Annotated in this window: 27 protein-coding genes; 3 read left to right on the top strand and 24 right to left on the bottom strand. The window is 40.2% G+C overall.

What is annotated here, in order from left to right; all coding sequences use genetic code 11:
* Positions 1-132 precede the first annotated feature (132 nt).
* The 3 genes from CVT08_RS01230 to CVT08_RS10300 all read left to right on the top strand — a co-directional run bounded on the left by CVT08_RS01230 (position 133) and on the right by CVT08_RS10300 (position 1,776).
* Positions 133-303, top strand: a complete 171-nt coding sequence (locus CVT08_RS01230; protein ID WP_159070992.1) for a hypothetical protein — start codon at positions 133-135, stop codon at positions 301-303.
* Positions 304-381: 78 nt separating this feature from the next.
* Positions 382-1,542 (top strand): Na+/H+ antiporter NhaA, encoded by a 1,161-nt coding sequence (nhaA, locus tag CVT08_RS01225; RefSeq protein ID WP_103598721.1) that lies wholly within the window; start codon positions 382-384, stop codon positions 1,540-1,542.
* Positions 1,543-1,647: 105 nt separating this feature from the next.
* Positions 1,648-1,776, top strand: a complete 129-nt coding sequence (locus CVT08_RS10300) for a hypothetical protein (protein WP_258031521.1) — start codon at positions 1,648-1,650, stop codon at positions 1,774-1,776.
* A gap of 66 nt (positions 1,777-1,842) precedes the next feature.
* Here CVT08_RS10300 and CVT08_RS01220 read toward each other — a convergent pair whose 3' ends face one another.
* From CVT08_RS01220 to CVT08_RS01105, 24 genes are all read right to left on the bottom strand, one after another.
* Positions 1,843-2,313 (bottom strand): FixH family protein, encoded by a 471-nt coding sequence (locus tag CVT08_RS01220; protein WP_107856536.1) that lies wholly within the window; start codon positions 2,311-2,313, stop codon positions 1,843-1,845.
* On the bottom strand, positions 2,306-2,875 hold the full coding sequence (locus CVT08_RS01215) for a hypothetical protein (protein WP_107856535.1): 570 nt from the start codon (positions 2,873-2,875) through the stop codon (positions 2,306-2,308). The genes CVT08_RS01220 and CVT08_RS01215 overlap by 8 nt, the downstream gene beginning before the upstream one ends.
* Positions 2,876-2,978: 103 nt before the next feature.
* A complete protein-coding gene (locus CVT08_RS01210) occupies positions 2,979-3,194 on the bottom strand; it encodes a DUF4006 family protein (RefSeq protein ID WP_103634443.1) in 216 nt (71 codons plus the stop codon).
* Positions 3,194-4,057, bottom strand: coding sequence for a cbb3-type cytochrome c oxidase N-terminal domain-containing protein (locus tag CVT08_RS01205; protein ID WP_103599438.1), 864 nt, complete (start codon positions 4,055-4,057; stop codon positions 3,194-3,196). The genes CVT08_RS01210 and CVT08_RS01205 overlap by 1 nt, the downstream gene beginning before the upstream one ends.
* Complete coding sequence (locus CVT08_RS01200) at positions 4,045-4,257, bottom strand: cytochrome c oxidase, cbb3-type, CcoQ subunit (RefSeq protein ID WP_103558641.1); 213 nt, start codon at positions 4,255-4,257, stop codon at positions 4,045-4,047. The genes CVT08_RS01205 and CVT08_RS01200 overlap by 13 nt, the downstream gene beginning before the upstream one ends.
* Before the next feature lie 9 nt (positions 4,258-4,266).
* Positions 4,267-4,932: a cytochrome-c oxidase, cbb3-type subunit II gene (gene ccoO, locus CVT08_RS01195; RefSeq protein WP_002939297.1), complete on the bottom strand. Its 666-nt coding sequence runs from the start codon at positions 4,930-4,932 to the stop codon at positions 4,267-4,269.
* Positions 4,932-6,422, bottom strand: a complete 1,491-nt coding sequence (gene ccoN, locus CVT08_RS01190) for a cytochrome-c oxidase, cbb3-type subunit I (RefSeq protein WP_107856534.1) — start codon at positions 6,420-6,422, stop codon at positions 4,932-4,934. Before ccoN ends, ccoO begins: the two co-directional genes overlap by 1 nt.
* A gap of 92 nt (positions 6,423-6,514) precedes the next feature.
* A complete protein-coding gene (locus CVT08_RS01185) occupies positions 6,515-7,198 on the bottom strand; it encodes a response regulator transcription factor (protein ID WP_012001191.1) in 684 nt (227 codons plus the stop codon).
* Positions 7,191-7,931, bottom strand: a complete 741-nt coding sequence (locus CVT08_RS01180; RefSeq protein WP_103635264.1) for a sensor histidine kinase — start codon at positions 7,929-7,931, stop codon at positions 7,191-7,193. Before CVT08_RS01180 ends, CVT08_RS01185 begins: the two co-directional genes overlap by 8 nt.
* Positions 7,924-8,568 (bottom strand): sulfite exporter TauE/SafE family protein, encoded by a 645-nt coding sequence (locus CVT08_RS01175; protein ID WP_103599445.1) that lies wholly within the window; start codon positions 8,566-8,568, stop codon positions 7,924-7,926. Before CVT08_RS01175 ends, CVT08_RS01180 begins: the two co-directional genes overlap by 8 nt.
* A gap of 22 nt (positions 8,569-8,590) precedes the next feature.
* Positions 8,591-9,709: a glutamine-hydrolyzing carbamoyl-phosphate synthase small subunit gene (gene carA / locus CVT08_RS01170; protein WP_021086469.1), complete on the bottom strand. Its 1,119-nt coding sequence runs from the start codon at positions 9,707-9,709 to the stop codon at positions 8,591-8,593.
* Positions 9,709-10,260: a DUF507 family protein gene (locus CVT08_RS01165; RefSeq protein ID WP_012001188.1), complete on the bottom strand. Its 552-nt coding sequence runs from the start codon at positions 10,258-10,260 to the stop codon at positions 9,709-9,711. The genes carA and CVT08_RS01165 overlap by 1 nt, the downstream gene beginning before the upstream one ends.
* A gap of 49 nt (positions 10,261-10,309) precedes the next feature.
* Positions 10,310-10,750: a hypothetical protein gene (locus CVT08_RS01160; RefSeq protein ID WP_012001187.1), complete on the bottom strand. Its 441-nt coding sequence runs from the start codon at positions 10,748-10,750 to the stop codon at positions 10,310-10,312.
* A 249-nt stretch (positions 10,751-10,999) separates the two neighbouring features.
* Positions 11,000-11,860, bottom strand: coding sequence for a formate/nitrite transporter family protein (locus CVT08_RS01155; protein WP_103567768.1), 861 nt, complete (start codon positions 11,858-11,860; stop codon positions 11,000-11,002).
* Positions 11,861-12,045: 185 nt separating this feature from the next.
* Positions 12,046-12,492 carry a hydrogenase 3 maturation endopeptidase HyCI gene (locus tag CVT08_RS01150; protein WP_021087517.1) on the bottom strand — a complete coding sequence of 149 codons (447 nt, stop codon included), beginning with the start codon at positions 12,490-12,492 and terminating at the stop codon, positions 12,046-12,048.
* Positions 12,492-12,836, bottom strand: coding sequence for a formate hydrogenlyase maturation HycH family protein (locus tag CVT08_RS01145; protein ID WP_002939326.1), 345 nt, complete (start codon positions 12,834-12,836; stop codon positions 12,492-12,494). The genes CVT08_RS01150 and CVT08_RS01145 overlap by 1 nt, the downstream gene beginning before the upstream one ends.
* Positions 12,833-13,657: an NADH-quinone oxidoreductase subunit B family protein gene (locus CVT08_RS01140; protein WP_107856533.1), complete on the bottom strand. Its 825-nt coding sequence runs from the start codon at positions 13,655-13,657 to the stop codon at positions 12,833-12,835. Before CVT08_RS01140 ends, CVT08_RS01145 begins: the two co-directional genes overlap by 4 nt.
* A complete protein-coding gene (locus tag CVT08_RS01135; RefSeq protein ID WP_107856532.1) occupies positions 13,654-14,193 on the bottom strand; it encodes a formate hydrogenlyase complex iron-sulfur subunit in 540 nt (179 codons plus the stop codon). Before CVT08_RS01135 ends, CVT08_RS01140 begins: the two co-directional genes overlap by 4 nt.
* On the bottom strand, positions 14,190-15,926 hold the full coding sequence (locus tag CVT08_RS01130; RefSeq protein WP_107856531.1) for an NADH-quinone oxidoreductase subunit C: 1,737 nt from the start codon (positions 15,924-15,926) through the stop codon (positions 14,190-14,192). The genes CVT08_RS01135 and CVT08_RS01130 overlap by 4 nt, the downstream gene beginning before the upstream one ends.
* Entirely contained in the window at positions 15,923-17,404 is a 1,482-nt protein-coding gene (locus CVT08_RS01125) for a hydrogenase 4 subunit F (RefSeq protein WP_107856530.1), read from the bottom strand. Before CVT08_RS01125 ends, CVT08_RS01130 begins: the two co-directional genes overlap by 4 nt.
* A gap of 2 nt (positions 17,405-17,406) precedes the next feature.
* The gene (gene hyfE / locus CVT08_RS01120) at positions 17,407-18,051 is read right to left on the bottom strand and encodes a hydrogenase 4 membrane subunit (protein WP_002939315.1); all 645 of its coding nucleotides are present in this window, start codon (positions 18,049-18,051) and stop codon (positions 17,407-17,409) included.
* Between the two features lies 1 nt (position 18,052).
* Positions 18,053-18,973 carry a respiratory chain complex I subunit 1 family protein gene (locus CVT08_RS01115; protein WP_002939300.1) on the bottom strand — a complete coding sequence of 307 codons (921 nt, stop codon included), beginning with the start codon at positions 18,971-18,973 and terminating at the stop codon, positions 18,053-18,055.
* A 9-nt stretch (positions 18,974-18,982) separates the two neighbouring features.
* Positions 18,983-20,950 (bottom strand): proton-conducting transporter membrane subunit, encoded by a 1,968-nt coding sequence (locus CVT08_RS01110; protein ID WP_002939304.1) that lies wholly within the window; start codon positions 20,948-20,950, stop codon positions 18,983-18,985.
* A gap of 1 nt (position 20,951) precedes the next feature.
* Positions 20,952-21,521, bottom strand: coding sequence for a 4Fe-4S dicluster domain-containing protein (locus tag CVT08_RS01105; RefSeq protein WP_002939266.1), 570 nt, complete (start codon positions 21,519-21,521; stop codon positions 20,952-20,954).
* Between the last annotated feature and the right edge of the window lie 115 nt (positions 21,522-21,636).

The raw sequence follows: 21,636 nt of genomic DNA, 5'->3' as shown, positions 1-21,636 counted from the left end.
TAAAAAATGATAGCCAAAAGCTGATAAAAGAGCGCTTTTTCTCACTTAAGGCAAGCTTTGAAAATTTTTCTAAATTCATTAAAATTTTAAGCCTTAAAGTGCTAGGGGATACAATTTAAAAAAGGAGCAAAAATGCATAAAGAGTTAAATAGATCTGGCTTTTACTACGGCTTTCCTATCCTGCTTGCCACCACAAAAGATCAAAAAGGGCGAGATGATACCGAGCACCCCCAGCGGCACGCGAATGCGGCATGGCAAATTTTAGCGACGCGTCTACTAAATTTACCTTTAAATTTGACTTGATTATAGCCAAATTCGCCCGAATTTTATGCGAGCGTAAAAATAAGCTATAATCGCCAAAATTTATAAAAAGGAAGCAAAATGGACGGAATAAAAGAGTTTTTAAAACACGAAGCCAGCGGCGGGATTTTGCTGATGATCGCTACGGTCGCGGCGCTACTGTGTCAAAATACGTTTTTGAGCGATTTTTACAACGAATTTTTAAATACCAAATTTACCATGAGCTTCGGCGAATACGGACTAAGCAAACCCCTGATCTTGTGGGTGAACGACGGGTTGATGGCGGTATTTTTCTTTCTCATCGGACTTGAGCTAAAGCGCGAGGTGCTGGAGGGCGAGCTAAAAAATCCGTCGCAAATCGCGCTGCCAGCGATCGGCGCGGCAGGCGGCCTGATAGTGCCCGCGGTTATCTTCTATCTTTTTACGAAGCACGACTCCTTCATGCTTGGCGGCTGGGCGATACCGACGGCGACGGATATCGCGTTTGCTCTGGGGATTTTGAGCCTACTCGGGCCTCGCGTACCGACTAGTTTAAAAATTTTCCTCATGACGCTAGCGATCGTCGACGACCTTTGCGCGATCGTGATTATCGCGCTATTTTACACGAGCGAGCTTAGCGCCCAAATGCTTGCGGTCGCGAGCGTTTGTCTAGCCGCGCTTTTCGTGCTAAACAGACTCGGCATAAAGAGCAAGGCGGCGTATCTGATCGTAGGCGCGGTGATGTGGGTAGCGGTGCTAAAATCAGGCGTTCACGCCACGCTTGCCGGCGTCGTGGCGGCCTTTTTCATACCGCTTAGCTTTAAAGACGAGCCGGGCAAATCTATGCTAAAAAGCATCGAGCACGACCTGCACGGCTGGGTAGCGTTTGGCGTGCTGCCGATATTTGCCTTCGTAAACGCAGGCATCTCACTGCGAGGCGTCGGACTGGACGAGATTTTGTCTCCGGTCGCGCTAGGCACGGCGCTGGGGCTTTTCGTCGGCAAGCAAATCGGAGTATTTGGATTTAGCTTTTTAGCGATCAAATTTAAGCTAGCCAAGCTGCCCGAGGGGTCAAATTTCATCCAGCTTTACGGCATCGCCGTGCTTTGCGGCGTAGGATTTACGATGAGCCTTTTCGTTAACGGCCTAGCCTACAACGACACGGACGCCTTTGCCTACACCGACAAGCTCGCTATCTTGCTAGGTTCGGTAGTTTCGGGTGCCGCGGGGTTTATATTGCTTAAATTTAGCGCCAAAAACTAAAGCGCGCGCATAAAAGAGTGCAAGATACAGATAAAAACGATCGTAGAAAAGTGCGAGATAAAGGAGTGGTTTTGCATCGTCACTTGCAAGATAGTTGGCATATTTGTGGATGAAAATTTGTTAAAAGACGAAAAGCTAGATACTAAAAAATACTCGCCTCTAATCTATAAATTTAAAGAGTATGTTAAAACTGGCAAGCGTTTGGGATTAAATTTTGGTTTTAAAGAGGTTTGATCTAGCGTTTAGTAAAATTTATTTGTTTTTAACTTTGGCAAAAGAGATTTTGGATGCAAATTTAACTTACTTTGTAGCATTAAAATCAAATTTATAATATCTCGTATCTTGCTTGTCGCTAAGCCTTAAAAGTAGCTGCCACCTGCCCTCTTTTAGGCCAACACTCTCGCTTACAAGCTCGTTTTCTTGCCATGAGGCGCTTAATGTTTTGTTATCTTTGTTTGTTTGTGGGCGAGTGAGTAAGATTTCATAGCTAAGGCTTGAAATTTCGCTGCTTTTTGGCGTTAAAAGAAATTTAAACTTACCCTGCAAGCCTTTAAATTCTGGCTCGAATTTAAGCTCAAATTTTTCATCAAACCTAGCCTCACTCTCTTTTATAAAAGTGATGTTTTCATCGACGCTTTGGTGACTTTGCATATAAGCACTATCCATCTCGACTGGGTTGTTGATCGCAACAACGATGGTTGCTACGCAAGCTAAGATGATAGCCACTATACTAAGTACGATGCCGTAAGGCCAAAAGCTCTTTTTAGCCATTTTTTACCTTTTTATAAAAGATGATGAGAACGAAAAATGCGATCAAGCCGTAGATAAAAATTCGCAAGAAATTTAAGGTCGTTTTGTTTGAGCTGCCGATGCCACTTTCTAGCTTTAAATTTAAGCTCCCAGCGATCTGCTCGGCGATATCAGCGTAGCCGTTTAAGATGGCGGCATTATAGACATCTTTGCCATTTTTTGAGACTAAAATGGGGATGATGGTGCCTGATTCTGGACTTACGCTTAAAATTTGCTCCTTGTTAAAGAGCTTTGAAGTGTTTGTATCGCTAAAAATTTCAACCTTTTGCTTATCTTTTATGAGAGCTAAGAAGACAAAAGGCGAGCTTAAATTTTGCTCTTTAAAAAGCATGCCAAGCTCGCCATCTTTATATACGCCAGCTACTAAATTTATGCCGCTTTTTTGATAAAGCTCGTCTCCTATCTCATTTAGTTTTTGGCTTACTTTTTGGCTTAAAATTCCATCATCATTGATAACGAAATTTGCACCCCAAGCCAAATTTTGCCAGAGCAAAATGATAAAAATGAGTGCAAATTTCTTCAAATTTAGCCTACAAAGAGGTGATTTGGTGTAAGCACTGACCACGCACAAATGGCGCCTACGACGATTATTAGCAGGATAATGGCTTTTTCTATTATGCCTAGCATCACTTCTCCTTTACAATGACATGTTTAGCGTTATCTACGCTCTTCATCTCGATGCTAGCTGCATCTTTTAGTGAGTAAGGCTTGGTTGCGACCTCTTTTTGCAGGCCGATGCCAACGTATGTAAGCACCGCTAGGATAGAGAGCAAAAGCACCACCGCTATTAAAAACCCGCTAATGCCGTTTAAGGCAAAGATGTTTCTATTTTTATTTTCCATTATTCGCCCTTTGATAGCGATATGACGTACTCGCCAACTGCGCTTTGCTGGATCTCGTTTAGCCTGCCATCATTAAATTTAGGCATAGTGCCGATCGCTCCTTTTTTGCCACGATTTAGCACCTCAGCCACAAAACCGGCCGAGCCATATTTGCTAAGATCAACCGACATACCATCCATGCCCTTACCATCTTCGCCGTGGCATGAGGCACATGCAGCATAAAGCTCTTTGCCAGTTGCTACTAAATTTTCATTTTTAGTGCTTTTTATCGCGCTTATCTCTTTAGCTACGTATGCTGCGATCGCCTTTGCGCCATCAGCGTCAGCTAAACCTGCTGGCATCTCACCCATAGGATAATCAAGCCCTTTTGAGCCATTAAGTATAGTCTCAACTATGCCTTTTTCGCTGCCCCAAATTTGTAAATTTGCAGCCTTGCCACCTATGCCATCGCCTGTGATGCCGTGACATGCTGAGCACTGCACGAGATATATGCTCTCACCCATAGCGTGAAGCGTCTCTTTGCTTGGATTTGCATACTCTTTTTCAAATTTGGCATTTGCTTCTTTGACCTCTTTGTTATACTCGCCGATTTGTGAGTAAGAATTTAAAGGATAGCCTAGCAAATAGTACCAAACCGCCCAAACTAGCGCTAGCAAAAAGACGACCGCCCAGCCAAGTGGGACAGGATTTTTGTACTCACCTATGCCGTCCCAGTTGTGCTCGCTAAGCTCAACGCTCTCATCTTTTTTAACCTTCATCTGCCCCACGTACCTACCAGCCACAACGATGGTAAGCACGATGATTAGAGCCGCTCCTATAAGAGCTAGTAAATTTACATTATCTTCTAAATTTAGCCATTGCATACGCTCTCCTTTGTAGTCTTACGCTCTAAAATTTCGCCACCGATCTCATCGTTAAGCGCTAGTTTTGAGTACTTTTCGTAGTTTCTTCTGCCAGTTTTTTCGCTCTTATAAAGATGAAAAAAGTAGGCATACAAAGTGATCGCCAAAAATGCTGTCAAGAAAAAATAGCCATAAGCTTGAAACTCTCTAATGTTCTCCATCTCTCGCTCCTACTTTAGGCTATTTAGATAAGCGATGAGTGCTACGATCTGGCGAATTTCACCTTTTTCAAATGCACTTTTTACCTGCTCATCTTTCATATTTTCAACGATAGCTGCAGCCTCAGCCTTGACGTTAGCATTTGTCTGCTCTAGCGTGCCAAGTGCTGGCATATCTTTTTCGTCATAAGGCGTGTTAAAGACCTTTTTAACCGTTAGCGCTTCAGCGTAAGCAGTCTCTATATCAGCATTTTTCTTAAACAAAAATGGATATGCTGGCATGATCGAGCCTGGCACTACTGAGGCTGGATTTAGCATGTGATTTTCATGCCAGTCAGTCGTTCTATAGTTGCCCACACGCATAAGATCAGGTCCCGTTCTTTTTGAGCCCCAAAGGTGCGGACGATCGTATGCAAACTCGCCACTTAGCGAGTACATGCCGTATCTATCAGTCTCAGCTTTAAACGGACGGATCATTTGAGAGTGGCAAGTGTTGCAACCATTTTGCATATAGATGTTTTTACCAGCTAGCTCTAAAACGGTGTAAGGCTTTGTGCCTTCAAGCGGTCTAGCTCTGTTTGCAAAGTCTGGCAAAATCTCAACTATACCAGCGTAAGCGATGACTATAAAGACACAAACTGCAAAAAAGAATGGATTTTTTTCTAACCAAGCAAACATCACATCACCTCCGCGCTAGCTTTTGCCCCGCCGCCCATTGGCGAAGCGTTTTTTGGCTCTGCTAAGATAGCTTTAGCAGAAGTTGATTTGTAGATGTTATAAGCAAACATCAAGAAGCCAACTAGATAAAGAAGTCCGCCAATAGCCCTTATATAGTAGTATGGGATAAGCACAACTACCGTGTCTATGAACGAGTAGAGTAAATTTCCGTAGCTATCAGTCGCTCTCCACATCATACCTTGTGTGATACCAGCGATCCACATAGATGCAAAGTATAAAACGATACCTGTTGTTTGTATCCAAAACTGAGCTTCCATTAGTGACTTTGAGTAAATTTCACGCTTAAATACGCGCGGCGTCATGTGATAAAGTGCTGCCATGATCATAAAGCCAACCCAGCCAAGCGCGCCGTCATGAACGTGTCCTGGTACCCAGTCGGTAAAGTGTGCTAGGGCATTTACAGACTTGATAGAAAGTATCGGACCTTCAAGTGTCGAGAACATATAAAATGTCGAAGCTAGAACCATAAATTTAATAAGCGGACTCTCTCTAAGCTGCGCCCACTCGCCCTTCATCGTAAGAAGTATGTTTATGGCTGAACCCCATGAAGGCAGGATCAAAACGATAGAAAAGACTGAGCCCATAGTCTGCATCCAATCAGGCGTAGCAGAGTATATTAGGTGGTGTCCGCCAGCCCAAAGGTAGATAAACATAAGACCCCAGAATGAAAATAGCGATAGTTTATATGAAAATATCGGCTGACCGCTCTCTTTTGGCAAGAAATAATAAATTTGAGCGATGATAGCCACTGTAAAGACGAATGCAACTGCATTGTGGCCGTACCACCACTGAACCAAAGCGTCGTTTGAGCCAGCATACATAGAGACAGAGTGTAGCCATGAGCCATATCCGCTAACAAGTCTTGTTGGAACTTCCATATTATTAAAAAGATATAGCATCGCAACGCCTAAAAATGTAGCGATGTAGTACCAAACTGAGATATAAAGCGTCTTTTCGCGGCGGATACCGATGAGGCCAAATATACTAACGCCCCAAAGCACCCAAACCAAGACCACTGCGATATCTAGTGGCCACTCAAGCTCGGCATACTCTTTCGCTGTGCTCTCGCCCATAAAAAGCGTAACAACAGCCAAAACCATAACAAGCATATATAGCCAAAAATGAAGCTTGCCGATAAGCATCAAAAATGGCGACTCACTCATCGAGACCTTTAAAACACGCTGTCCGATGTAGTACCAAGTGGCAAATATGCCAGATAGCATGAAGCCAAAGATGATGCCATTAGTATGAAGAGGACGCAACCTCCCAAACGCCGAATATTCGCCGGCTATGTAGTTAAGCTCTGGACAGGCCATTTGAAAAGCTATAACTACGCCAACAACCATGCCTATGATACCAAAGAGTATCGTGGCAAACATAAATAGCTTTGCTACACTATAATCATAGTGTAGTAGCTGAGATGGTCGCATAAAATATCCTCCTAGTTAAATTTATATTAATGATTTGTTATTTTAGGGTATAAAGACTATAAAAAAACTTAATTAATATAAATTCTCATTAACTAGGAAAGTCTTCTGTCTATTTTGTAACCAAGTCCTGGGACATTTTTTATAAAGTTGTTACCAACCTTATCTCTAACACGTTTAACAAAGGTTCTAATAGCTGCCTCAGTAACGCTCTCACCAACCCAAACGACGCTTTTGATCTCATCGTGAAGCACAAGCGTACCAAGTCTTTTTATCAAAAGTGAGATAAATGCAAGCTCTTTTTTAGTAAGCGAAATTTCAACGCCATCTCTAATAAGTACGCGCTTTATCTTATTAAAGCTATATCCGTTTGCAACTTGGATGATATTTGCAGTTTCTATCTTGCTTTTTGCGACATTTTCTATCGTTTTTAAAAGATCGTCTGCCATGATAGGTTTTATAAGATACTTATCAACACCAACATCGATCGCCTTTAACAAAGTCTCTTTTTCGCTATGCGCACTTAGGACGATGACAGGTGTGTCTTTAGAAATTTCTTTGATATATCTTGTCATATCAAGTCCATCACTAATTGGCATAAATACATCTGTAATTACCATATTTGGGTTGTATTTTTTAAATTTTTTCAAACCTTCATCGCCATTTTGAGCAGTAAAAACTTTCTCAAAATTGTCACTTAGTACATCGTGCATGATCTTTTTGCTGTCGCTATCATCTTCGACAAGCAAAACCGTTAGGTTCTTTAAAATTTTATTCATCTATCTCTCCTTTGTGTGGTAACTTTATTAAAAAACAGGCCCCATTGTCGCTGTTGCCCGCTGTTATTTCTGCGTTAAATTGATCGATTATTTGCTTTGACATATAAAGTCCTAAGCCAGTGCCTTTGGCATTTTCTTTGGTGGTAAAATATGGCTTAAATATCTCATCTATCACATTTTTATCTATGCCACCGCCATTATCTTCTATGCTTAGGTAAGCAAATTTTTCGTCATTATCAATCTTTATTTTTATATTTTTATCTTCTATCTTTTTTAAATTTAGTGCGTCTTTTGCGTTATTTAGTAAATTTATAATGACTTGCATAAGTCTGTTTTTGTGGCCATAAATTTTAGAATCGCCTAGCACTTCAAGCTCTATACGAATGCCATCTTTTTTCATCACGCCTTTTACGATCTGTATCGATGCTCTAGCTGCATCTGCTAGGCTAAATTCTTGCGAAAGTGTGTTTGGGTTTAAAAACGAGCTAAACTCATCAGTAGTTTCTGACATATACTTTATGATCTGCATAGCCCTCTCATAAGAGCCAATAAATTCGCCGTCTTCGCTGCCTGCAAGCTTTTTCATCTTATATAAAACTAAGCTTAGCTCATTTAGCGGCTGCTTCCACTGGTGAGTTATATTTGCCATCATCTCGCCCATCATCGCAAGTTTAGCAATCCTCATACCCTCGCTACTTGATAGAAAATTTTCATCTAAATTTAAACTAGGCATTTGCTCTATATCCTAAAAATGATAGATAAAGTCCGTTTAAGATCATTATGCAAGCTGAGAGCTTAAACATGATCTCTTTAAATTTCTCTCTTAGCAAACCAAAAACAAAGCTAGCTAAAAGCATCGCTGGCAAGGTACAAAGCCCAAAAATAAGCATTATTAGCGACGCATCGGCTGCATTTGCGCTTAAAACCCCAAGCGCTAAGAAATAATAGACCACTCCACAAGGCAAAAGCCCATTTAAAAAGCCAAGTAGCAAGAAATTTGCTAAATTTCTCTTTTGCACACTTGTTTTTGCCATTTTTACTATAAATTTAAGTGCTTTTTCGCTCTCTATAAATTTTAAAAGCTCGCCCCTAAAAAGCAATGCAATGCCAATAAATGCGATCACTAGGCCAACTATGAAAAATATAATACCTCTTGCTTGCATACCAAAACTAATGGCTGCTCCAAAGGCGCCAAATAAAGCTCCCAAAGTCACATAAGCAAAAATTCTAGCTAGGTTATAAAGCGTGCTTAGCATTAAAATTTTACTCTTACTTTTGCCTTTAAAAAATAGAGCTTGCAAGCCCAAAAACCCGCTACACATGCCAACACAATGACTAAAGCTGCTCAAAAGCGCAACTGAGATAATCATGTAAAGGCTTATGTTTTGCATATTATAAAATTTCTAAAAACTGCTTAAATATATATTTGCTCTCGTTAGGGCCACTGCTTGCTTCTGGGTGATGTTGCACCGAGAAGATCGGATAGTCCTTGTATCTTACGCCCTCGATCGTGTTGTCAAACAAATTTCTATGTGTCACAACCGCTACTTCAGCGATGCTCTCTGGCACGTTGTAGTTGTGATTTTGTGTTGTTATCTCGATCGCTTTTGTCTCTAAATTTAAGACTGGATGGTTTGCTCCATGCTGACCAAATTTAAGTTTATATGTCTCGTATCCAAAGGCATTTGAAAGCAGCTGATGTCCAAGGCAGATGCCAAATATCGGGATTTTTGCCTCTATCATTTTTTTGATCTCAGCGATTTCAGCCTTTAAATTTTTTGGCTCGCCTGGACCATTTGATAAAAATACCCCATTTATCTCGCCATTTTTAAATTTATCTATCAAAACTTCAGCCTTAGTATCGTGTGGCACGACGATGACCTCAAGACCAGTTTCACATAGCTCGTTTAGGATGTTTCTCTTTACGCCAAAGTCAAAAACAGCTATCTTTTTACCGATACTTTTTAGCGGTTTATATGATTTTAAATTTCTATCCCAAGCGCCTTTTTTATGCTCGTACTCATCCATTGCGCTAACTGTTTTTACATAGTTTATATTTTCTATACGTCCGCTACTTTCGAGCCTGCGCTTTAGCTCATCTTTGTCGCTTATCTGCGTTGAGATGTATGCCATCAAAGCACCCTCATCTCGTAGCATCTTTGTTAGATATCTAGTATCAACGTCGTAAACGCCAAATTTGCCCTGCTCTTCGAAAAATTTGCCTAAAGACTTTTGCGAGCGGTAGTTTGACGGAGTCTCGTTGTAGCTTCTCATTATTACGCCGCTTGCGTGAATTCTAAGACTCTCCATATCATCTTCGTTTATGCCAACGATGCCGATCTCTGGCATAGTAAAGACGATAAACTGACCAGCATAGCTTGGATCGCTCATGATCTCTTCATAGCCAGTCATAGAGGTATTAAAAACGAGCTCGCCTGCACACTCGCCGTGAGCACCAAAGGCCTTTGCCTCTAAAAAAACGCCGTTTTCAATGTAGATATAAGCTTTCATTAAAGCATTCCTCTTTTTTTAAGCTCATCTTGATATAAACGCTCAAAAATTAGGTCGTATTCATCAGTTCCTGGGATAAGTTTGCGTTTGTAGTTTTGCATCATCTCATAGACGCTATCTTCTATCTTCTCATAGCTCTTTAGATACTCATCTATCGAGCCATATATTACGTTTTTTACGCGGTTTTCAGATACGCTATAATCAACCAACCCGCTCTTCCAAATAGTCTCAAGTATCTTGTGAGCGACATTGCTAAATCTATCTTCATGAGTTAAAATGACGTCAAATTCGCCAGCAAGTTTCTTTTTAACGAGCCAAAACATATTTTTGCGGTCGATTTGCATCGTTTGCATCTCGTCCTCGTTTTTCTCTAAAAGCTCATTTACTCGCTCGTCTAGCGCTCTTTCTTTTTGAACGTCAGTAGTTAAAATTTCACTTGCTTTTGCTACGATTGGCTCAATACCTTTGTTTAACTTTACAAAACCACAGTTTAAAAGATCTATTGCTATTTTATGTGAGACATAAGGTACGTGTGGAAGTTTTATACGCATTTTAAACCTTTAAATTTTTATGCCATTGTAACTAAATAAAGGTAAAACTTTACTTTGAAATTTTAACGACTTTATCATTGTCACTTCTTAGAAAATAAATTTCTCTTCGTCCGTCATAAAGGACTTTGCCGCTTGTTTTCTGCTCGTTTTGTAAATTTGAAGATAGATCCATCTCAAGTGGCTTACTCATAAAATAAGCCTCGCCCAAGCTTCGTCCAAAATCAGGATACCAACTAAGTGCGCAAAGCACGAGCAAGAGCAGATAAAAGGCTCTAAAAATTTTTCTAAATGGCGCATAAAAGAAACAATATCCAAATATAAAAAACACAGGTAAAAGCCACAAAAAAGGCACATTATCCACAAAAATCACATTGAAATACTCATTTATGCCATAAAATGAAAAGTAGTTGTTGTAAATTCCAACAAATAGCGTAAAAATAGGAGCAAGAACAAATATAATGCCAGTAAAAAATGCATTGAAAAATTTCATAGACTCTCCTTTTTTCGTGGGATTATATTAAATTTTAGCTTTATTATTGCTCTAAATTTATTAGCCAAGATGTTTTAAACTCCAAAATGTCACAAATTTTCAAATAAGGGGGAGTTAAAACAATAAATTTAAGATAAGTGTGACATTTTTTAGATAAAAAATAAGAGATTTTTTTGAAACTTTTAAGGTAAGAAAGAGAGAAATTTAAAATTTAGCCTTTGCCATAAAAGCAAAGACTAAAAGTTAGTTTTAAGCTTTTTTCTTCATATCAAATTTATTAGCCATGAAGCCAACAAGACCAACAAAGAAAAGACCACCACAAATGTTGCCAAGTGTAACTGGAAGCAAGTTTTTGCTTAAGAAATTTGTCCAATTGATGACATCTAGTTTATCAGCTGTAGTGTGGAGTAAAGCTGCTGCAGCGTTGATATCGCCACCGCTTGCTGCTATATAGTGAGCTTTAGAGATGATAGCTTCAGTGATGATGAACATATTTGCAACGCAGTGTTCCATTGAGCAAGCAACGAATGCGCCGATCATCCACATAATGGCAAAGAATTTACCAGATAGGTTGCTCTCGCTTGTCGCAGTCCAGATAGACATACAAACAAAGACGTTACAAAAGATACCACGAAGAAATAGCTCATGAAATGGTGCTGTGATCTTGCCAATAGCTGCTGGTACGAAGTGTTGCAAGATGTAGCCGTCGTATTTTAGTGGCAAACCAGAGTAGTAGTACATATAAGCGATCAATGCGCCACCAACGAAGTTAAATATCCAAACAATCACCCAATAGCTTATGGTTTTGCCAAGTGGTAATTTGCCATCATATGCACTAACACCGCTTAAAACAGAGCTAGTAAATAGGTGACCACCATAAAATACAACCATCATGAGGCCGCAGCTAAATGTGATACCACCGATGAAGTTTGAAAGACCGATAGACTGTTTTTCAGCCATACCAACTGTTGAGTGAGCCCAAAAAATATCACCCATTGCAATAGCAGCTCCAGCCATGATAGCAAGGAAAATAATGCTTACAAGTGGCGTATGAGCTTTATGCTCCATAGAACTTGACACCGCTTGAGCGGTTTCTGCCGGATTTAACATCACGTCTCCTTTTTATTTGACCTTCTTTGGTCTATAACAAATATAAAGCAAAGAAGTAGTGCCAAAGATAGAGATTTTAGCGTCAAAATTTAATGTTTAAAAATTAGTTTTACACTAAATTTCAAATCCAAAATGATCAAATTTATCTTTAGCAAACCCCAGATTAAATTTAGCTCTTACCAAATTTAACCAACTAAATTTTTATCAATCTCTACAATTCTTAAAAAAGCTTTTCTGGCACTTTTTTTAGCCTGCTCGCTTAGCCCCTCCTCAAAATCAAGGACATTTTCAAGCAAGACACTAATGCCAAGAAAAAGCGTCTTTGGACAAATTTTACGCAAATAGCTTAAAAGCACTGGCGTTGGGAGGTTGTGGGTTGAGTAGATGTAGTCTCTATCATCACTTAGATCAAAAAACTCTATCTTGTCCTCATCAAAGCCGCTCATCGCATCGACTACTATCAAAATGTCAGGCGCAAATTCTCTAATAGCTGAAAATTCATTCTCAGGCACATCTTGCCCAAAAAAGACCTTCCACTCTTTTAGCTCAGTTTCTACGATGCGGCCGACTTCATTGCCAACATCATCGTCGCCACGCATAGGATTACCGATGCAAAGGATGGCCTTTTTCATCAAAAGTCCTTCCTAAGCACGATATATCCCTCTTTTAAATTTGCCAAAATTTCTTTAAGCTTACACTCACAAAGCTGTGGCAAGAGTCTAGCGATATGCTCAGCAAAAATTTCAACTTCAAAATACTTGCTTAAATTTCCGATCTTAAATTTCACATATTCGCCTGAGTTTTTGATCATCTCATCAAATTCCTCATCGCTTAGCTCTAAGATCTTCTCGCTAAAGTCAATCGTACCAACGCCGTGTCCCACGCAAGTGGAGAAAATTTTTATCTCCTTTAGCTCGCGTGGAAGCTTTTCGTTGTCGTCCATATGCCTTTTTGTAAGCTTATAAACTTGTATCATCTTTTACTCCAAACCTCACTATCAACATCAATCGCAAAATTTTTACCAGCTTTTGCATATTTTAGATAGACATCGTTGTGTAAAAGTGCCATGCACTCAGCATATCTAGGATCATCTTCTTTTTTGATAGCTGCTATAACCGCTTCACGTGCAAGCTCTGGGTTGTGGATATCGCTTGAGGCTTTGATAGCGTCCATATATTTTTCAAATAGTGTTCTACCAAAGATATAGCTCATCAGTCTTTTACTTTCAGCATGCAAGTCACGTTCAAACAAGATATCGCCCATTACTGACTTTTTAACTGGAGGAGGCGTAGTGCTATCATTTTCATAGCTTTTTTTGTGTAGCTTTTGATCAATGATGCCAAGAGCCATACCTAGACCATAAATAACACTTGCTGGGTGTGGAGGGCAGCCTGGGATATAGACATCAACTGGTATGATCTTATCTATACCGCCCCAAACACTATAAGCGTCATGGAAAATTCCACCAGTACTTCCACAAGCACCAAAAGCAACTACGATCTTAGGATCTGGAGCTGCTTCATAAGCACGAAGTAGTGGGTAGTACATCTGTCTTGTGACTGGACCTGAGCAGATCAAGATATCAGCGTGTCTTGGGTTTGCTACAAGTTTAAATCCAAAGCGCTCAGGGTCCCACATCGGCGTAATAGCAGCGAAAATTTCGATCTCGCAACCATTGCAGCTTCCGCAGTCGATCCTATAAACACTAAAGCTTCTTTTGATATTTTTTAAATGCTCTAGCTTTGCAGTTAGGTCATTTGCTGTTTTTATGTCCTCTGGGACTTGATATAGACTCATTTTATAGCCTCCTCAACGCCTTTTGTTAGCCTCTCAGCAGATTGATTTTTCTTGCACTCTGGGCAGATGAAAAGATACTCTTTTGCCTCTTCAAGTCTGCCTGGGAGTAAATTTGCTGTGCCAAGCTTTTCAAGGGTGAAATTTATAAGCCTTTTTGGCGTAAATGGCTTGCCGCAGCATTTGCATGTTTGCATCTCAAGCTCGCCCCTTTGGATAAGAGCGCTCTTGTCAAATTTAACCGCAAGCTCGAAGCTATCGCTTAGGCGAACAGCTCCTGTTGGGCAAACCTCATCGCAGCGACCGCAGAATATGCAGCGACCGCAGTCAAATTGCCAAACAAGTCTTGACTGATCACCATTCATCTTTAGCTCGATAGCATTACTAGGACAAGCAACACCGCAGGCTGCACAACCTATACAAAGATCGTATGTATAGTCTGGCTGACCGCGGAAATTCTCAGGCACAATATATGGCTCAAATGGATAGGCGTATGTCGCCTTTCCATATTTTTCTGTGATGTCAAATAACTTCATCATCTTAAATCCTTCTTACTAACCCCGCCATCTTGACAGAATTTTTTAAGGTCTTTTTCTGTTAAAATTTTACTTTTTTTAGTCCTTACATCAACCAAAGTAACACGCTCGGTGCATGAGTAGCAAGGGTCAAGTGAGCAAACGATAAGTGCAGCGTCACTTATGTTGTTTCCTCTAAATTGATACCTTAGGCTTGGCCAGTTGTTATATGTCGCAGCCCTACATCTCCAGCGATATACTTTTTGAGCGCTACCTTGCATGATCCAGTGAACATTTTCGCCACGTGGTGCTTCGTCGTGACCAAGTGCGAAATTCTCAGGCTTGATCATGGTTACAGGATCGATCATGATCGGAGTTTGAGGCATCATCTCAAAGCATTGGCGGATGATGTGGATAGAGCTTTTTAGCTCTTTATATCTAACCATCTCACGAGCAAAAACGTCGCAACCATGCTCAACTGCTACTTCAAATTCGATTTGTTTGAAGAAGTCGTATGGATGATCGTAGCGGTTATCACGTTTAAAGCCAGAGCCTCTCATGTTTGGACCAACTGGGCTAAAGTCGCGTGCGATTTGGCGGTCCAAGATACCTACACCTTTCCAGCGTCCGATTTGGCGTTTATCTTCCAAAACTGCATCCCAAATTTCTGAAATTTGAATGTCAAGTTTGTTGATGATCTCTAAGCCTTTTTTGATCTCATGGTTTGTCATATCACGTCTTAAGCCACCCATAACAACGTTGCCGTATGTTTTACGTCCGCCAGTTACAAGTTGAGCTAGCTCCATAGAGTACTCACGAACCCTAAAGATATGCATGAAAGCGTTGTAGTTACCAGTAACCTCACATGCTAGACCGATATTTAAAAGGTGGCTGTGAAGACGCTCGATCTCAAGGCAGATGACACGTATAGCTTGAGCTCTTAGTGGAATTTCAAGCTTTATAGCTTTTTCTGCTGCTTCTATACAAGCTATAGCGTGAGCATAACCGCAAATTCCGCAAACACGCTCTGCAAGATAGCCCATTTGATCATAGTTCATTCTGTTTTCAGCTAGCTTCTCCATACCGCGGTGTTGATAGAACAAGCGGTAGTCAGCGTCAATAATCTCATCGCCGTCGCAGAAAAGTCTAAAGTGACCTGGCTCATCAGATGTAACGTGTAGTGGTCCAAGTGGTACATCGACTACTGCGTCACCTGTTGGGAATAAAAACTCCGCATCAGGCTCATCTCTGTGATCTACTGGATCAGGGCGGTAGCGGTAGTCCATAGCATCTTTTCTAAGTGGGTGAAGTCCATCTGGCCAATCATCACTTAAAACTAGACGTCTTTTATCAGGTAGTCCTTCAGCTACTAGACCAAACATATCATAAGCTTCTCTTTCATACCAGACACAAGCTGGTACAAGTGGAGTAACTGATGGAAATGTCGGATCGTTTCCTGGGATAAGGGTTTTAACTGTGATAAAGCACTTATCATCAGCTGCAAAGTCGTCCGCCTCAGTCATCTTGCTACCTTCCATTGAGATAGCATAGTAAAGCGCATAGCAGCCATTTATCTGGCGCTCGTCGTTTGGTATCATAGTGCTTATAAAGCCACCGATATCATAATAAAGTGTCTTAACAGCTAGTGGAAGATCGTTTCTATCAACCAAAACTGTGATCTGATCGTCTGCTTGACGAGTTACTTCTAAAATTTTTACCTTTGTTTTTAGGATTTCAACAAATTTATCGCCTCTCATTTTAAAGCTCCCATCATTATATTAACACCGTTATTTACTAGCGTATAAAAGCTATCTACGTGCCATACGCCAAAGATTATGATAAGGGCACAGAGTGCTATAAGAGGTAAATTTTCAAACAAACTCATCTCTTTATTATGAACAACCACACCTTTTGGCTCGCCAAAGCTTGCCATATTAAAGTGCGCAAAGTCAGCTATGAAAATAACTGCAAGTGCAATAGCAAATAGCGCAACTGCGATATATTGACCACTTGTGATAGCTCCAACGAAGACGTTATATTCGCTAACAAATATAGCAAATGCTGGAACACCAACTAGTGAGCATACAGCTGCACCAAACAAAATAGTTGTAATAGGTGCGATCTTAATCATGCCACCCATCTTACTCATATCTTTGTGACCGTAAATTCTTGCTATGTTGCCTGTTGTGCAGAAAGCCAAAGCTTTTGTGAAGCTGTGAGCTAAGCAGTGGAATATCGCTGCAAATAGACCAAATTTACCGCCAACACCAAGTGCAAATGCGATAACACCCATGTGAACGATTGAGTGGTATGCAAACATTCTTTTTACGTTGTGTTGTCTTATTAGGAAAAATCCCGCTACAAAAAGTGTGATAGTTCCTGATACGATCATTATGCCTTCAACAAAGCTAAATCCAACTGCTTGAGCTGCGATAGCGTAGTATCTTAAAAGTGCAAGCATCGCACATTTTAAAAGCACACCTGATAGCAATGCTGAGATAGGTGCTGGACCTTCAGCGTGAACGTCTGGCAACCAAGTGTGAGTTGGAGCAAGACCAGCTTTTGTACCAAAACCAATTAGCGCAAATACAAAGATAAGTTTTGCTGCATCTGGATTTAGATTTTTAGCATTTTCCATTATGCTTGAAAACTGCATAGAAGCCTCACCATCTCCTAATGTGCTATATGTAGCTGAGTATAGAAGAACAGTTGCATAAAGAGCAAATGCTAGGCCGATTGAGCAAAGAACGATGTATTTATAACCACTCTCTGTTGATTTTTGATCTTTATGAATAGCAACCAAAAATACAGAAGCTAGTGTAGTAGCCTCGATAGCTGCCCACATAAACGCAACGTTGTTGCAAATAACGCTTAAAGTCATTGTAAAGATAAATACATGGCTTAGTGCGTAGTATTTTTTAAGATCACTTAAGTGAATGTGTCCATCTTCAAGCTCCCATCTCATATAGTGGATAGAGTAGAAATTTACTATAAATCCAGTTACGGCGATAAGCACCAAGAAAACACAGCCTAAGCTATCTAAGAATAAAAATTTATCAAAACTATAAAAAGTTCCGCCACTTAAAACTTTAAGAACATTGTTAAGTAAAGCCACTGATGTCGCAGCAGAAAACAAGACATGAAGTCCGCTAAGTACTGCATAGTTTTTAGGACTTAAAAACAAGATCAAAGCACCAAGGAGCGGTATGATAAGTATTAAAGCTAAACTATCCATCTCTAACCCCTTAAATTTGAAGCTTTAGAAGTATCTAAGCTATCATAAGCTTTATAAAATCTAATCGCTAGAACGCTCATGATAATAACAGCAAATATCGCATCTGTTAAAATTCCAAGCTCAACTAGCTCATGTGAGTTATAAGCCATTAGAGCAAGGCTTAGGTGGATACCGTTTTCAAACAAGCAGTAAGCTAGAATTTGTTTTACAAATGAGTTTCTTAACATAAAGCCAAAAATTCCCATCATAAAGACTGTTCCAGCAGCGATTAACATGATCTCTTCTTTGATAAGAGAGAATTTTAAAAATATAGGGTGGATACTCATTGAAAGAGCTAGAGAAAATCCCATAGCAATAACAGGGCTTACAAAAAATCCACCAACTGGCTCATCTTCGCTAACTACGCCAAGTTTTTTGATAAGCCAGAACAAAATTCCTGGCACGAAAAGAACTTTGGTAAAAAACGCAACGATCGCCCAAGTTTTTAGCTGCTCAGCGTTAAATTTCTCAGATAGCAAGAAAAATATACTAACTAAAAGTAGTGTCTCTATCGCATAAGCGATGATTGAGAGTTTCAAGCTTCTAAGACCAAAAACCGCAAGCGAAGTTACGATCATGCAAATGGCTAATATATCTAGTGTTTGCATCTCACGCTCCTACTACATAAAGTGTTAGTGCAACAAACGAAATAGCAAGTGCACCAAGAGCATTTTTGCGTAAAGATGAAGTCATTTTAAAGCGTGGTCCAAAGTTGTCTATAAATACAGCTGCGACGTAAAATACTCCAGTTTTTATCACAAAAACGATAATAGCTAAGAAAGGATTGCTAAAATTCCATGGCTCAAATATGCTTAGGAAAAGTCCGATCATAGCAAACTGTTTTAATATAAGTGATGCTTGAACTAAGCCAAGGTCGCTACCAGCGTACTCACCAAGAACACCCTCTTGAAGCTCTTGTTCTGCTTCAGCTAAGTCAAATGGCTTTCTACCAGTCTCAACATACATACACCACAAAAATGCGATAGAAGCAACGGCAAAACTTGGAATTTGATATCCGATAACGCCAGTTCTTACCATCTCTTGGATCTCAACTAAATTTGATGTTTTAGCTGCAAGCATAACTACGATTAAGCACATAATCATAACTGGCTCAACATAAACACCAAGCATTTGCTCCCTGCCGCCACCTGTTGCTGCAAATGGGTTGCCACTATCCATTGAAGCTGCACCAAATACAAATCTAAGTAGCGCACCAAGATAGAGGATAACAAATATATCTGAATATGCTCCAAATACAGTGTCTTTGCTATAAGTGATAGGTATAGCAGCTAGCACTGCAGCTGAAGTTGCAAAAAGGAAAAATGGAGCCCATCTAAATACCCAGTGAGAGCACTCAGGGACGGTTCTTCCTCTTCTAAAAAGCTTTATAATGTCGCGATATGTTTGAAAGAAATCGCTACCTTGTTTTGATTGAAGTTTAGCTCTAAGTTTTCTTGCCATACCATCAAACAAAGGAGCTACCAAAACGATAACGACTACTTGAAATATCATTAAAAGTATAGTTTGCATTTTCGTCTCCTAAACTAAAAAGTAGCCCACAGCAAGTATGACACAAAGATATAGCAAGATATAAAGTGCATATACATTTGTATAACCACTTTGAACGATACCTAACTTATCAGCAAATTTCACACACCATTTAATGACTGGCTCATAAAACATTCCCCACCAAATATCTTTTGGATGGTTGTGATACTCAACCGCGTCAAAATAATTTCTAGTAACTACTTTTTTATCAGCTCTAAATAGCCATTGCATAATTTTTCTAAGGTCGCCAGTGAATGGACCACCTGTCATTTGCATACGTGAGCTATATTTAAAGCCACAAGCCCAAGGATCAGTTTCGCGTGGTTTATCTCTGTTTGCTTTCATGACAGCAAGGATGATAAATGGCAAAATCATAGTCGCACATAGGACTAAAGCGATAAGTGGAGTTGAGATCATACTGCCCATAGGTGAAGTTACATTTATAGCACCAAGGCTAGCTTTATAGTCACTTATAGCGATAGAATTTACAGCTTGCATAATGTAATCAACTATGTAGTTTGCGCCAAGACCAAAGCCAACGCAGCCTATCATTAGGATGATCATACCAAGAACCATACCTATCGGACTCTCTTTAGCATTTTCCCAAATTTTTTGATCTCTTGGAGTACCTGCAAAGATAACAGCGTAAAGTTTAAGGTGCATGCCAACCAAAACGCCTGTTAGCGCAAGAGCTACAACACCAAGTGTAAATGCATATCTAACTAACGTTCCTTCTCCCATCGCGCCTTGAAGCATACCTTGATATGTAAACCACTCTGAAACAAAGCCATTTACTGGAGGCAAAGCTGCGATACCCATGATACCTATAAACATACCAAGGCTTGTCCATGGCATTTTTTTGGCAAGACCACCAAGGATGTCCATATTTTGTGTATGAGTAGCGTGGATAACTGAACCAGCGCAAAGGAAAAGCAGACCTTTAAATATAGCGTGATTGACTACGTGGTAGCAACCTGCTAGAAAACCTACTGCTGCAAGTGTTAAATTTCCAGCTGCAACACCGTAAATACCAGTGCCAAGACCTAGTAAGATGATGCCTATGTTCTCAACTGAGTGGTAAGCAAGCAAGGCTTTGAAGTCGTGTTGGCAAAGAGCGTATAAAACACCAAATAGTGAGCTAGCTGCACCAAGAGCGAGTATTGTAAGACCAAAATATGTACTAAGTGGTAGGTAAAGTGTAAATTTAACTAGTGTAAATAGAGCAACTTTAATCATAACGCCTGACATAAGGGCTGAAACGTTTGATGGTGCTGCTGGGTGAGCTTGTGGAAGCCAAACGTGGAATGGCCACATACCAGCCTTACTACCAAAGCCGACCAAGAATAGTACAAATACAGCAGCAGAAGCGCCAAATGGCATCTTAACACCCATAAATGCGCTAAATTCAAAGCTTCCTGCATAGTAAGCTGTGATAAGCAAGCCACAGGTTATACAAAATGCACCGATTTGTGCGATACCAAGATATACCATAACCGCTTTAAGTGTATTTTTACCGTCATTGACGATGATAAGAAATGATGATACAAGAGTCATAAGCTCCCATAAAACAACAAAGCAAAATACATTATCAGCGCTAATTACTAGAAGCATTGAAAGGATAAATGTGTTAAACAAACATGCAAACACACCAACATTTGCTTTTTTTATGTACTCTTCTGCATAGCTCATACCATAAACACTACTTGCAAATCCGATGAAAACAACGACAAAGCTGAAGAAATTTCCAAGTGGATTTAGTGCAAATTTTGGCGAATACAAAAAGCCATCCATAAGAGCAAAGCTATCACTTACTCCCATATTTGCAACGAAGTGACACATCGCATAAAAGCAGCTTATAGCACTTAGTCCAAAACCAACTTTAACAGCGGCTTTTGGAGCGCAGTAGAGCAAGATACTAACGACGGCACTTACAAGAAATAGCATATAAACCGTAGTCATCTTATGCTCCTTGTCCGTTTAAAATTTTAGTAGCAAATTTATTCGCTGCTTCGTAGTCTATCCTCTTGCCAAGCTTATGTTTGCCCTCTTCTGGATCTACCATTATAAGAGCACTTGTTGGGCATACATCAACGCAAGCTGGTCCATTTTCACGGCCAAAGCACATATCACATTTAACTGCGATGTTTTTTGCGCCTGATTGTGACTCTACTTCAAGATAGTATTTTGGCTCGACAGCGTAATTTACTGAAGGCATAAGCTCTGCACTTGAGCTTATCGCACCATAAGGGCAAGCGATCGTGCACATCTTGCAACCTATACAAATTTCCTCGTGAAGCTCGATGCAATTATCGTTAAATCGCAACGCTCCAGTTGGGCATACATTTGCGCAAGGGCCATCGTCGCATTGTCTGCACTGAGTCGGCATAACACCGCTAGCTTCTCTTAAGACGCTTAGCCTTGCACGTGATAGTTTGCCGCGTTCATAAGCACTTTTAAAACATGCAGCCATACAGGTCGCACATCCTATGCAGCGTTTAGAATCGGCAATCACAAATTTATGTTTTTTCATAAATTCCTCCTAAAAAACAAGGCAAGACCGCCCTGCTCACTAATAGAGTGATTGTTAATCACATGAATAGAGATAGTTAAATTTTTATTTAACATCTCAAACGCTCCTTCCTGAA

The organism is Campylobacter concisus (genome assembly GCF_003048835.2).
Lineage (GTDB): Bacteria > Campylobacterota > Campylobacteria > Campylobacterales > Campylobacteraceae > Campylobacter_A > Campylobacter_A concisus_D.
This window is presented reverse-complemented; position numbering and strand designations above follow the sequence as displayed.